Source organism: Kosakonia sp. ML.JS2a, assembly GCF_025642095.1.
Taxonomy (GTDB): domain Bacteria; phylum Pseudomonadota; class Gammaproteobacteria; order Enterobacterales; family Enterobacteriaceae.
Map to the genome: position 1 here is coordinate 1,679,353 of NZ_CP106754.1, position 12,796 is coordinate 1,692,148.

At 57.6% G+C, this 12,796-nt stretch carries 13 protein-coding genes; 10 read left to right on the forward strand and 3 right to left on the reverse strand.

Translation table 11 applies throughout. The annotated features are described in order from the left end of the window. Positions 1-1,458: an NADH-quinone oxidoreductase subunit NuoN gene (gene nuoN / locus N7922_RS08120; RefSeq protein WP_263100034.1), complete on the forward strand. Its 1,458-nt coding sequence runs from the start codon at positions 1-3 to the stop codon at positions 1,456-1,458. Between the two features lie 75 nt (positions 1,459-1,533). Here the strand turns inward: nuoN and N7922_RS08125 are convergent, their stop codons facing one another. Next, positions 1,534-2,559 (reverse strand): chemotaxis protein, encoded by a 1,026-nt coding sequence (locus N7922_RS08125; RefSeq protein ID WP_061493932.1) that lies wholly within the window; start codon positions 2,557-2,559, stop codon positions 1,534-1,536. A 77-nt stretch (positions 2,560-2,636) separates the two neighbouring features. Further along, positions 2,637-3,554, reverse strand: coding sequence for a ribonuclease BN (gene rbn, locus N7922_RS08130; RefSeq protein ID WP_263100035.1), 918 nt, complete (start codon positions 3,552-3,554; stop codon positions 2,637-2,639). Between the two features lie 72 nt (positions 3,555-3,626). Here rbn and N7922_RS08135 point away from each other — a divergent pair, with 72 nt between their 5' ends. From N7922_RS08135 to menE, 8 genes are all read left to right on the forward strand, one after another. Next, positions 3,627-4,088 carry a GNAT family N-acetyltransferase gene (locus N7922_RS08135; RefSeq protein ID WP_263100036.1) on the forward strand — a complete coding sequence of 154 codons (462 nt, stop codon included), beginning with the start codon at positions 3,627-3,629 and terminating at the stop codon, positions 4,086-4,088. Positions 4,089-4,145: 57 nt separating this feature from the next. After that, positions 4,146-4,451: a stress response protein ElaB gene (gene elaB, locus N7922_RS08140; protein WP_061493935.1), complete on the forward strand. Its 306-nt coding sequence runs from the start codon at positions 4,146-4,148 to the stop codon at positions 4,449-4,451. 87 nt (positions 4,452-4,538) lie between these two features. Further along, on the forward strand, positions 4,539-5,819 hold the full coding sequence (gene menF, locus N7922_RS08145; RefSeq protein WP_263100037.1) for an isochorismate synthase MenF: 1,281 nt from the start codon (positions 4,539-4,541) through the stop codon (positions 5,817-5,819). Between the two features lie 86 nt (positions 5,820-5,905). Then, a complete protein-coding gene (menD, locus tag N7922_RS08150) occupies positions 5,906-7,576 on the forward strand; it encodes a 2-succinyl-5-enolpyruvyl-6-hydroxy-3-cyclohexene-1-carboxylic-acid synthase (RefSeq protein WP_263100038.1) in 1,671 nt (556 codons plus the stop codon). Continuing rightward, entirely contained in the window at positions 7,573-8,349 is a 777-nt protein-coding gene (menH, locus tag N7922_RS08155) for a 2-succinyl-6-hydroxy-2,4-cyclohexadiene-1-carboxylate synthase (RefSeq protein WP_263100039.1), read from the forward strand. The genes menD and menH overlap by 4 nt, the downstream gene beginning before the upstream one ends. Next, entirely contained in the window at positions 8,346-9,203 is an 858-nt protein-coding gene (menB, locus tag N7922_RS08160) for a 1,4-dihydroxy-2-naphthoyl-CoA synthase (RefSeq protein WP_263100040.1), read from the forward strand. Before menH ends, menB begins: the two co-directional genes overlap by 4 nt. After that, entirely contained in the window at positions 9,203-10,168 is a 966-nt protein-coding gene (gene menC / locus N7922_RS08165) for an o-succinylbenzoate synthase (RefSeq protein ID WP_263100041.1), read from the forward strand. The genes menB and menC overlap by 1 nt, the downstream gene beginning before the upstream one ends. Next, the gene (menE, locus tag N7922_RS08170) at positions 10,165-11,532 is read left to right on the forward strand and encodes an o-succinylbenzoate--CoA ligase (protein ID WP_263100042.1); all 1,368 of its coding nucleotides are present in this window, start codon (positions 10,165-10,167) and stop codon (positions 11,530-11,532) included. Before menC ends, menE begins: the two co-directional genes overlap by 4 nt. A 58-nt stretch (positions 11,533-11,590) precedes the next feature. Here the strand turns inward: menE and nudI are convergent, their stop codons facing one another. After that, entirely contained in the window at positions 11,591-12,016 is a 426-nt protein-coding gene (nudI, locus tag N7922_RS08175) for a nucleoside triphosphatase NudI (RefSeq protein ID WP_263100043.1), read from the reverse strand. A 173-nt stretch (positions 12,017-12,189) separates the two neighbouring features. Here nudI and N7922_RS08180 point away from each other — a divergent pair, with 173 nt between their 5' ends. Further along, on the forward strand, positions 12,190-12,732 hold the full coding sequence (locus N7922_RS08180) for a YfaZ family outer membrane protein (protein WP_061499843.1): 543 nt from the start codon (positions 12,190-12,192) through the stop codon (positions 12,730-12,732). Positions 12,733-12,796 lie beyond the last annotated feature (64 nt).

Here is a 12,796-nt window from a genome sequence, read left to right on the forward strand (position 1 = left end):
ATGACAATAACTCCACAACACCTGATTGCGCTGCTGCCGCTGCTGATCGTCGGATTGACGGTGGTGGTTGTGATGCTCTCCATTGCGTGGCGACGCAACCATTTCCTTAATGCCACGCTGTCGGTCATTGGTCTCAACGTCGCGCTGCTTTCCCTGTGGTTTGTCGGTCAGGCGGGGGCGATGGATGTTACCCCGCTGATGCGCGTTGACGGCTATGCCATGCTGTATACCGGGCTGGTGCTGCTGGCGAGCCTCGCCACCTGTACTTTCGCCTATCCGTGGCTGGAAGGTTACACCGACAACAAAGAAGAGTTCTATCTGCTGGTGCTGATTGCCGCACTGGGCGGCATTTTGCTGGCGAACGCCAACCATATGGCGTCGCTGTTCCTCGGTATTGAACTGATTTCGCTGCCGTTGTTTGGCCTGGTAGGCTATGCCTTCCGTCAGAAACGCTCGCTGGAAGCCAGTATCAAATACACCATTCTTTCCGCAGCGGCCTCTTCATTCCTGCTGTTTGGTATTGCACTGGTGTATGCGCAAACCGGCAACCTGGCGTTTGTCGCCATCGGTAAAGCACTGGGTCAGAACATGCTGCATGAACCGCTGCTGCTGACCGGTTTGGGGCTGATGATTGTTGGCCTTGGCTTTAAACTGTCGCTGGTGCCGTTCCACCTGTGGACGCCTGATGTTTACCAGGGTGCGCCTGCTCCGGTTTCCACCTTCCTGGCCACCGCCAGTAAGATCGCCATTTTTGGCGTGGTGATGCGTCTGTTCCTCTACGCGCCGGTTGGCAACAGTGAAGCCGTTCGCGTGGTGCTGGGCATTATCGCCTTTGCCTCCATCATCTTCGGTAACCTGATGGCGCTGAGCCAGACCAACATCAAACGTCTGCTCGGTTACTCTTCTATCTCCCACCTGGGTTATTTGCTGGTGGCGTTGATTGCGCTGCAAAGCGGTCAGATGTCGATGGAAACCGTCGGTGTTTACCTGGCGGGGTATCTGTTCAGCAGCCTTGGCGCGTTCGGTGTGGTGAGCCTGATGTCCAGCCCTTATCGCGGCCCGGATGCGGAATCGCTCTATTCCTATCGAGGTCTGTTCTGGCACCGTCCGATCCTCTCTGCGGTCATGACCGTGATGATGCTGTCGCTGGCCGGTATTCCGATGACCTTAGGCTTTATCGGTAAGTTCTACATCCTGGCGATGGGCGTTCAGGCGCATCTGTGGTGGCTGACCGGTGCGGTCGTTCTGGGTTCTGCCATTGGTTTGTACTACTACCTGCGTGTGGCGGTGAGCCTCTATCTGAGTGCGCCGCAACAGCTGAACCGCGATGCGCCGTCTGACTGGGCATACAGCGCGGGCGGTATTGTGGTGCTGATCTCTGCTCTGTTGGTGCTGTTGCTGGGGATCTATCCGCAGCCGCTGATCAGCATCGTACAACTGGCGATGCCAATGATGTAATAAGCCGGAAGATGAAAAGAAAAACCGCCGATATCGGCGGTTTTTTTATGGGGGTCAATAACGATGTCGGGAATATTACTTCGCCAGCAACGGCGTTGAGGCAATCTGATGGTGGCTAATCAACGGGCCACGAATATTGTTCGCCGCGCGGTCGAGGACTTCCTGAATCACAGCGGAAAGTTCGTTAATCTCGAACTTCGCGACGTAGCCATCCGCTTGCACTTTGCGAACGTGATCTTCGTTGGCGCTACCGGAGAGTGATGAGTGGATCACCACCGGAATGTTCTTCAGACGCGGGTCGGTTTTAATCAGACGCGTTAAGGTGAAGCCATCCATCTCCGGCATTTCGAGGTCGGTTAATACCATCGAAATCTTGTCGCTTACCGGCACGCCTTCTGATTCAGCTTGCTGTGCCATGACTTGGATTTTCTCCCAGGCATCTTTACCGGTGATATGCATGGCATTCGGAATTTGCATCGCGTTGAGGCCTTTTTCCAGCATGGCGCGCGCCACTTTGGAGTCTTCCGCCACGATAGCCACAGAACCCGGTTTAAGATTGAATTTTTTATCCGGCACGTGATCGCCGTGTACGTCATGATCCGCAGGCACGATGTCATACAGGATCTGCTCAACATCCAGCACCATCGCGAGGTTGTTGGTATCCTTATCTTCATCCAGGCAGGCAATACTGGTGATATAGCGACCGTTGATCGCTTTCTCTGCGGTGTGAACCTGTTTCCAGTCCAGGCGAATGATGTTCTCTACGGATTCAACCGCAAATGCCTGCACGCTACGGGCATATTCGGTGATCAGCAGAATATTGAGACCTGTTGCCGGCTTACACCCGGCCACAGCGGCGAGATCGATCACCGGGATCACCTGATCGCGGATATTGACCATGCCAAGCAATGGCGGTTTCATTCCCGCAGGACGGGTAAAGGTGGGCATCGGAACGATTTCGCGCAATTTAAAAACGTTAATGCCAAACAGCTCGGATTTAGCGGCATCTAACGATGTGCCAAGGCGAAACAGCAACAGTTCAAACCGGTTCGACAGAGTAAGATTCGCCCTGTCATCGATGTCTTTCTGGAAGTTATCCATCATGCCCTCAATAAGTGATGCCTGCGTGTAAACTGTTATCGGCACCTTAAGGGAAAAATAGAGTGCTCCATATCACATCATAGACGAACAACCAGAAAATCTTCTGCAAGTGCGGTTTGCGCAAATATTGTTCGGCATTCTGCCAGTAATGCCAGACTGCCGCGCTCATCATAGCGTGAACTGAGATGGGTAATCACCAGACGACCCGCGCCTGCGTCTACAGCAAGCTGCGCAGCCTGGCGCGTTGAGCTGTGACCCCGGCTATTGGCTTTCTCCTCCATGGCGCTCTCAAGCGTAGCTTCATGCACGATAAGATCCACCCCGTGCGCCAGCGCCAGTGACGCCTCGCAGGGCGACGTATCACCGAATATCGCCAGTTTTTTGCCTCTGGTTGCCGGCGCCAGATAATCGGCGCCATTAATAATGCGCCCGTCCTCCAGCGTCACCGTTTCACCAGCTTTCAGTCGCTGGAACAGCGGACCGGGCATAATGCCTTGTGCAGCAAGCGCCTGTGCATTTAATGCACCTGGCTTATCATGCTCTTCAACGCGGTAGCCATAACACTCCACCGGGTGCGCAAGCGGGTAAGCCGTCACGCGGCGAAGCCCGTCATCCACCACCAAACCCGGCGTGACCTCCTCAATGGTTAACGGGTAGTCAGTCCACGAACCGCTCAGACGCAAGGCGGTTTCGACAAACTCGCGGATCCCTTTTGGCCCATAAATCTGTAACGGTTGGACATTGCCCGCCATCGAGCGGCTGCACAGCAGCCCCGGCAGGCCGAACAGGTGGTCGCCATGCAAGTGGCTGATAAAAATCTTATCCAGTTTGCCCGGGTGAAAAGCGGTGCGCAGCATCTGGTGTTGCGTGCCTTCACCGCAGTCGAACATCCACAGGCCCGCGCGCGTGGGATGCTGCAAGTTCAGCAGCAGCGAGGTGACATTACGCCCCCGCGTGGGGACGCCCGCCGAGGTGCCTAAAAAAATCAATTCCACAATACATCGTGTCCTTTGCCGGAATGTAAAAAAATTTAGTATAACGAGGTGATGATAAATAAGGAGCAGAATATGATCCGCTGGCAGGACCTTCACCATTCGGCATTAACCGTTACCGAACTTTATGCGCTGCTGAAACTGCGCTGCGAAGTGTTTGTTGTTGAGCAGACGTGTCCCTACCTGGATATCGACGGGGACGATCTGGTGGGGGAGAACCGCCATATCCTCGGCTGGAAAGATGACCAACTGGTGGCGTATGCGAGGATTCTGAAAAGTGATGATGATCTGTCACCGGTGGTTATCGGGCGGGTGATTATCAGTGCGCAGGTTCGCGGCGAAAAACTGGGCTACCAGTTAATGGAAAGGGCGATACTTTCCTGCACGCAAAACTGGCCGCAGCACGCGTTATACCTGGGCGCACAGGCGCATCTGCAATCTTTCTATGGCCATTTCGGTTTTCAGCCGGTGACCGACGTGTATGACGAAGATGGCATTTTGCACATCGGCATGGCGCGGGAGGTGGGTCAGGCGTAACCGGCGGCTATTGTCTATAGTTAGCGGGCAAACAGGTGCATAACATGGAGAAAAGAGATGTCATATCATTCTTATGATTCACGTATCGATGACGACCTGACCCTGCTGAGCGAAACGCTGGAAGAAGTCCTCCGCTCCTCGGGTGACCCTGCTGACCAGAAGTATATCGAGCTTAAAGCCCGTGCCGAACAGGCGCTGAATGAGGTGAAAAACCGCGTCAGCAGCGCGTCGGACACCTACTACTACCGCGCCAAAAAAGCGGTCTATCGCGCCGACGACTACGTGCACGAAAAACCGTGGCAGGGCGTTGGCGTAGGTGCGGCTGTTGGTCTGGTGCTGGGTCTGCTGTTAGCCCGCCGCTAACACCTCACGTCCCCTCCCTGGAAAGAGGTACTGCTATTACCCTAAGTACCTTGTATACTATGTGGTTTTTAACAGGGAGGGGTTCGCGTGTATTCCATTTCCTCTGCGCTGGAGCATCTGCACGACCGCCTGGCTGACGATTTTCCCCATTCGCCCGGTTTTTGCTTTTTTGATGCCCCTTTCCCGTTAAATGATGCGTTTGACCCCCTTGCCTGGCTTGCCAGCCAGCCCGTCTATCCACAGTTTTACTGGCAGCAGCGTAGCGGCGAAGATGAAGCCGCCGCGCTCGGCGCGCTGCGCAACTTCGCGTCATTACTCCTCGCACAACAGTTTTTACAGCAATGCCCTGACGATGTTCGCGTATGGGGGCTGAACGCGTTTAATCTGCAGCATGGGGCACTGTTTTTGCCGCGCCTGGAATGGCGACGGGAAGGCGGGCAGGCGATATTACGCCTCTATCTGTTGAGCGAGCACTCCCTGCATGATGATGCTGCGCAGGCGGCGGATTTTCTGCAAAAGCTGGCGGCGTTTAAACCGTTGGCGAGTGTGCAGCAGGTATGCGTAGAACAGCGGCACGTTCCGGATCGCGAAGGCTGGGAGACGTTAATGGCGCAGGCGCTTCGTGCGCTCGACAATGCAGAGCTGGATAAAGTGGTCCTTGCCAGAGCAACGGACTACGCTTTCTCCAACGCCGTGCATGCCGCCTCGCTGATGGCTGCCAGCCGCCGTCTCAATCATCACTGCTTTCACTTTTTGTTCGCCTTTGATGCGCAACAGGCTTTCTTAGGCTCCTCGCCTGAGCGGTTGTGGCGGCGGCGCGGGACGGCGCTGCGCACCGAAGCGCTGGCTGGCACCGTTGCCAGTCATGAAGATGACCAGCAGGCGCAGCGCCTTGCCGACTGGCTGATGAGTGATGATAAAAATCAGCGGGAAAATATGCTGGTGGTGGAAGATATCTGCCAGCGCCTGCAACGGGAAACCGGCGCGCTGGAGGTTCTGCCGCCGCAGATTATCCGGCTGCGTAAGGTGCAGCATTTACGCCGCTGTATCTGGACCGATCTGCAAACGCCGGATGATGCGCTGTGCTTACAGCTGTTGCAACCTACTGCGGCTGTGGCCGGGCTGCCGCGTCGCGAAGCCTGGGCGTTTATTCAAACGCATGAGCCGTTCGAACGCGAATGGTATGCCGGTTCAGCGGGCTATTTATCCCGTGCGCAGAGTGAGTTTTGCGTGGCGCTGCGTTCGGCGAAAATCAACGGTAACACGGTTCGTCTTTATGCCGGGGCCGGCATTGTGCCGGGTTCGGATGCGGAGCAAGAGTGGCAGGAAATCGAAAATAAAGCGGCAGGGTTGCGCTCGTTATTATGACTTACGCACACATAACCGACGCATATCAAAAACCCGCAGTTTTCGATTATTTATACTAAGTCGCAATATTGATACCGGACAAACTCATGTCTATAAGCTCCTTTAACCGACGCTGGGCGACGGTGATCCTCGAAGCCCTCACTCGCCACGGCGTCAGGCATGTGTGCATCGCCCCAGGATCCCGTTCCACACCCTTAACGCTGGCCGCTGCGGAAAACCGCGCCTTTATCCATCACACCCATTTTGATGAGCGTGGATTGGGTCACCTGGCGTTAGGGCTGGCGAAAGCCAGTAAGCAGCCGGTGGCCGTGATTGTGACCTCCGGCACGGCGGTGGCGAATCTCTATCCTGCGTTGATTGAAGCCGGGCTGACCGGGGAAAAACTGGTTCTGCTCACGGCTGACCGTCCCCCTGAGCTGATTGATTGCGGCGCGAATCAGGCTATCCGCCAGCCGGGCATGTTTGCCTCGCATCCCACGGAATCGCTGGCGTTGCCGCGTCCGTCTCAGGATATTCCGGCGCGCTGGTTGGTCTCTGCTATCGATAACCTGCTGGGGTCATTGCACGGTGGTGCAGTGCATATCAACTGTCCTTTTGCTGAACCGCTGTATGGCGACATGGATGAGCGCGATCTGCCGTGGCTGCAAGCCCTCGGGGAGTGGTGGCAGGATGACAAACCCTGGCTGCAAGCCCCTGCGCGACTGCAGTGCGAAAAGCAGCGCGACTGGTTTTTCTGGCGGCAAAAGCGTGGCGTGATCATCGCCGGGCGTATGAGCGCCGCTGAAGGTCAGCAACTTGCACAATGGGCGAAAACACTTGGCTGGCCGCTGATTGGCGATGCACTGTCGCAGACCGGGCAGCCGTTGCCGTGCGCCGATTTATGGCTCGGCAACGCCCGGGCTGTCACCGAGTTGAACCAGGCGCAGATTGTCCTGCAATTTGGCAGCAGCCTGACCGGTAAGCGTCTTCTGCAATGGCAGGCGGCGTGCGAGCCGCAAGAGTACTGGCTGATTGACTCGCTGCCGGGGCGGCTTGATCCTGCCCATCATCGCGGCCGTCGGTTGGTCTCGGACGTGGCCGGATGGCTGGAACAGCACCCGGCGGAGCCGCGCGCGCCCTGGTACAGCACCGTTGCGCAGCTTTCCGAGCAAGCGTGGGAACGGGTGGGCGCGCAGCGCGACACTTTCGGCGAAGCCCAGTTTGCGCATCGTATTACGCGGTATTTGCCGGAACAGGGGCAGGTTTTCCTCGGTAACAGCCTGGTGGTGCGACTGGTGGATGCGCTGGGGCAGCTTCCGGCCGGTTATCCGGTCTACAGCAACCGTGGCGCGAGCGGCATTGATGGTTTGCTCTCCACGGCGGCTGGTGTGCAGCGTGCCAGCGCCCGACCGACGCTGGCTATCGTTGGCGATCTCTCCGCGCTGTACGATCTTAATGCGCTGGCGTTGCTGCGGCAGGTTTCCGCCCCCTTTGTGCTGGTGGTGGTGAACAATAACGGCGGGCAAATTTTTTCGTTGCTGCCTACGCCTCCCGCGGAGCGCGAACAGTTTTATCTGATGCCGCAACATGTTGATTTTGCCCATGCGGCTGCCATGTTCGGCCTTAATTATCATCGCCCGGAAACCTGGGATGCGCTGGATCAGGCCTTTGCTGGCGCGTGGAGCAAGGCCGGGGCGACACTGATTGAGCTGGTGGTGAAAGAGACCGCCGGTGCGCAGACCTTGCAAAACTTGCTGGCGCAGGTGAGCCACCTGTGATTTTACACGGGCAGACGGTGATCGGTCGGCAGCAGCAGCCATGGCTGGTGTTTCTGCACGGTTTTTCCGGCGACAACCGCGAATGGCAGACCGTCGGCGCGACGCTGGCGGACTTTCCCCGTCTGTATCTTGATTTACCCGGTCATGGTGGCTCGGCGGATATGGCCGTGACCTCATTTGCGCAGATGGACGCCTGCTTGCGGGCTACGCTCGCACATTACAATATCCGTCACTACTGGCTGGTGGGTTATTCGCTGGGCGCGCGCGTGGCGATGTACCACGCGTGCCAGCAGCCGGGCGGGCTGTGTGGTTTGGTGGTGGAAGGCGGTCATCCTGGTCTGACCGATGATGCCGCCCGCACAGAACGCCAGCGCTCCGACACGCGTTGGGCCGCGCGTTTTCGCCAGCAGCCGCTGGATGCGGTGTTTGACGCCTGGTACCGCCAGCCGGTTTTTGCGTCGCTGGATGCGTCGCAGCGCGCGGCGTTAGTCGCGTTACGTAGTCAGAACAACGGTGCAACGCTTGCCGCCATGCTGGAGGCGACATCACTGGCTTGCCAGCCCGATTTGCGGGCTGCGCTGCACGCGTTACCTTTTTCAGTTCATTATTTATACGGTGAATTCGACAGTAAATTTTGCGCGCTGGCGACGCAAGTCACCCGCCACTGTCACGCCATTCCTGCCGCCGGGCACAACGCACACCGGGAGAATCCCGCGGGTGTTGCCGCTGTCCTGGCGCGAATTCTGCGTCTTGAGATAAAGGACACACTATGATCTACCCAGAAGAAAGCATGCTCTACGCGCCGGTTGAATGGCGTGACTGTTCCGAAGGCTACACGGATATTCGTTACCACAAGTCTGCTGACGGCATCGCTAAAATCACCATTAATCGCCCGCAGGTGCGTAACGCATTCCGTCCGGTGACGGTGAAAGAGATGATCCAGGCACTGTCCGATGCCCGTTACGACGACAACATCGGGGTGATCATTCTGACCGGGGAAGGGGAAAAAGCCTTCTGTGCGGGCGGTGATCAAAAAGTGCGCGGTGATTACGGCGGCTATCAGGATGACTCCGGCGTGCACCATCTCAACGTGCTCGACTTCCAGCGCCAGATCCGCACCTGTCCGAAACCGGTTGTCGCCATGGTTGCGGGTTACTCCATTGGTGGTGGCCATGTACTGCATATGATGTGCGATCTGACCATTGCCGCGGAAAACGCGATCTTCGGCCAGACTGGCCCGAAAGTGGGTTCTTTTGATGGCGGCTGGGGCGCTTCCTATATGGCGCGCATCGTCGGGCAGAAAAAAGCCCGCGAAATCTGGTTCCTGTGCCGTCAGTACGATGCGCAACAGGCGCTGGATATGGGGCTCGTTAACACCGTTGTGCCGGTCGCTGAACTGGAAAAAGAGACCGTACGCTGGTGTCGTGAAATGCTGCAAAACAGCCCGATGGCGCTGCGCTGCCTGAAAGCGGCACTGAATGCGGACTGCGACGGCCAGGCCGGGTTGCAGGAGCTGGCAGGTAACGCCACCATGCTGTTCTATATGACCGAAGAAGGGCAGGAAGGTCGCAACGCGTTTAACCAGAAACGCCAGCCTGACTTCAGCAAATTCAAACGGAATCCATAATGCGCCAGGCGCAGGTTTACCGCTGGCAACTCCCCCTCGACGCGGGTGTGGTGTTGCGGGATCGGCGGCTAAAAACCCGCGACGGCCTGTTTGTCCATTTGCAGGACGCAGGATGTGAAGGCTGGGGGGAGATCTCCCCTCTGCCTGGCTTTAGTCAGGAAACGCTGGACGAGGCGCAGCAGGCCGTTGTCGCCTGGGCCCGCGCCTGGTCTGAGGGGCAGTTATTGCCGCTGCCGGAACAACCTTCGGCGGCCTTTGGCCTCAGTTGCGCACTGGCGGAGCTGCAAAACACCCTGCCGCAAGCAGCGGATTACCGCGCGGCGATGCTGTGCGCAGGCGATCCGGACGAACTGTTTGCGACGCTCGCTGCGTTGCCCGGCGAGAAAGTGGCGAAAGTGAAGGTCGGGTTATATGAGGCGGTACGTGACGGTATGGTTGTTAACCTGCTGCTGGAGTCGATTGACGATTTGCATCTGCGGCTGGATGCCAACCGTGCCTGGACGCCATTGAAAGCGCAGCAGTTCGCGAAATATGTTAATCCGGACTACCGCGCGCGTATCGCATTCCTTGAAGAGCCGTGTAAAACCCGTGAGGATTCACTGGCCTTTGCCCGCGAGACGGGGATCACCATTGCCTGGGATGAAAGCCTGCGCGATGAGGATTTTCGTTTTGAGGCGCAGGAAGGCGTTGGGGCGGTGGTGATCAAGCCGACGCTCACCGGCAGTTTGCAGAAAGTACAACAGCAGGTGGCTGCGGCGAAAGCGCTCGGGTTGACGGTGGTGATCAGCTCGTCGATCGAGTCGAGCCTTGGACTGACGCAACTGGCGCGTATTGCCGCCTGGCTCACGCCGGGAACCCTTCCGGGTCTGGATACGCTGCATTTGATGAAAGCGCAACTGCTGCGCCGCTGGCCGGACAGTGATTTACCCTGCCTGCAGATGGGTGTACTGGAACCGTTATTATGATGTTTATTGATTGGCCCTGGCGGCACTGGCGCAGCGTGCGCGGTGAGCAGGCGGCAATCCGGCTTGACCAGCAAACCCTCAGCTGGCGCGAGTTGTGCGCCCGTGTGGATGCGCTGGCCAGCGGTTTTGCCCGTCAGGGTGTGAAGGAGGGCGACGGCGTGATGCTGCGCGCCCGCAATCACCCGCATACCTTACTGGTCTGGCTGGCGTTATTGCAGTGCGGCGCGCGGGTGTTGCCGGTCAACCCTCAGCTTCCCGCTCCCTTGCTGACCGCGCTGCTACCGCAATTAACACTGCGGTTTATGCTGGACGTTGATGGGCAGGAAGCGGTGAGCGAGCTGACGGCGCTGGTTCAGCATACGGCGGAGGGAGAGTACGCCGTGGCGTGGCAGCCGCAGCGGCTGGCGTCGATGACGCTGACGTCCGGCTCGACAGGTTTACCGAAAGCGGCGGTGCACACCTGCGCCGCGCATCTTGCCAGCGCTGAAGGCGTACTTTCGCTGATCCCTTTTGCGCCAGAAGATGATTGGCTGCTCTCATTGCCGCTGTTTCACGTGTCCGGGCAGGGCATTTTGTGGCGCTGGCTGCTGGCCGGGGCGCGTATTACCGTGCGCGACAAGTTGCCGCTGGAGCAGGCGCTGGTCGGCTGCACGCATGTGTCGCTGGTCCCGACACAGCTGTGGCGTTTACTGAATGACAACGCGCCAGTGGCGCTGAAAGCCGTTCTGCTCGGCGGTGCAGCCATTCCGGTTGCGCTGACGCAGCAGGCGCGCGAGCGGGGGATCCGTAGCTGGTGCGGTTATGGCCTGACTGAATTTGCCTCTACCGTCTGCGCCAAAGAGGCCGACGGCGCACCGGATGTGGGCGCAGCCTTGCCGGGGCGGCAAGTGAAAATTGTCGATGACGAAGTGTGGCTGCGGGCGGAGAGTATGGCGGCAGGCTACTGGCGCAACGGGGAGCTGTTGCCGCTCGCCAGGCACGATGGCTGGTTTGCGACCCGCGATCGCGGCATGCTGAAAGAGGGTCGCCTGACCATTCTCGGCCGGCTCGATAATCTCTTTTTCAGCGGCGGTGAAGGCATTCAACCTGAAGAGGTGGAGCGGGTGATCGCCACCCACCCCGGGGTGCGACAGGTGCTGGTGGTGCCAGTGGATGATGCCGAGTTCGGTCAGCGCCCGGTTGCGGTCGTGGAGTGTGACGATGGCACCGATATCAGCCAGTTTGCTGGCTGGGTAGCGGATAAGCTGGCCCGCTTCCAGCAACCCGTTCACTGGCTGGTGTTGCCGGAAGCGCTTAAAAATGGCGGGATTAAAATCTCCCGACGGGCATTACAGCAGTGGGTCAATGCCTGGCTGAAGGGCTAACGAGACGGGCGGATAGCAGAGCAGGCTCGCGGGTTGCGGCCTGCTATTTAGCGGGTGGTCAAAGTAACCCTTTCATCTTCAGCGTCATGCGGGTTGCTTCATTCAGGTCATACTGATGCAGGTCCGCAGGCACAACCCAGGCGTACGCCTGAAACTCTTCATTAATATCAATGTCACGGTTAGCGCTCACGCAATCAAAGATCAGGTAAATCATATAGATTTGCTCTGTGCTGCCATCGGCGTAGGTTTTCACCCGCACATCGTCACGAAACGTCCACGGCGTTATCTGGCTCAGTTGCAGTTTATCGCCCAGCTCTTCGCGGATCTCGCGGCGTAGCGCCTCTTCTATCCGCTCTCCCGGCTCAACACCGCCGCCGGATAAGGCCCATTGACCAGGAAAAACGCCGCGGTCATTGGCCATTTTGCATAACAGGTAAGCACCGTTGTTCTGAATCAGGGGGCAGACAATTGTCCGTTGTCGCATTGCTTTTCCTTAAGAATCATTGATTGCGTGTTGATTGTTATAGCATCTGATGGCGAAGAAAAATTGACGCTGGCTATAGTTCAGGCTTTTTTTATTCATTCTTCTGGCATAAAAATAGGCGTACAATCAGGAGCTTTTGGGCATTGGCCCGTTATGTGCGGAAAAAATCAGAAATGAAAAACGTTGCTTTATTGGGTTTAGCCAGCCTGTTGCTGGTATCTGCCGGCGCGCAGGCTGTTAGCCTGAGCGGTCAGATTGGTAAGGATTACACCAACCTGGGCTTTGGTTTTGGTACTGAAACAAGTGGTATTGCCGTCAGCGGTAACTGGGCGCACAGCGAAGACGATGGCGATATCGCCGGTCTGGGACTGGGTTACAACATTCCGCTGGGTCCGTTCCTCGGCACCGTGGGCGGCAAAGGCGTTTACCTGAACCCGAACGCGGGTAGCGAAGGTTACGCTATCGCGGTGGGCGGTGGTCTGCAGTGGCAAATCGCCAGCAGCTTCAGCATCTTTGGCGAGTATTACTACTCACCGGATTCGCTCTCCAGCGGTGTTAAAGAGTACCAGGAAGCCAACGCAGGCGCGCGCTACACCATTATGCGTCCGCTGACCGTGGAAGCGGGTTATCGTTACATCGACATGACCGGCAAAGAAGGGCGTCGTGATAACGCCGTTGCCGATGGTCCTTATGTGGGTGTGAGCGCGAGCTTCTGATCTCCCGGCGCGGCGTTCGTCCGCGCCCGTTTCTTTCCTCTTTCGCTCTACGCATGCGCTATAG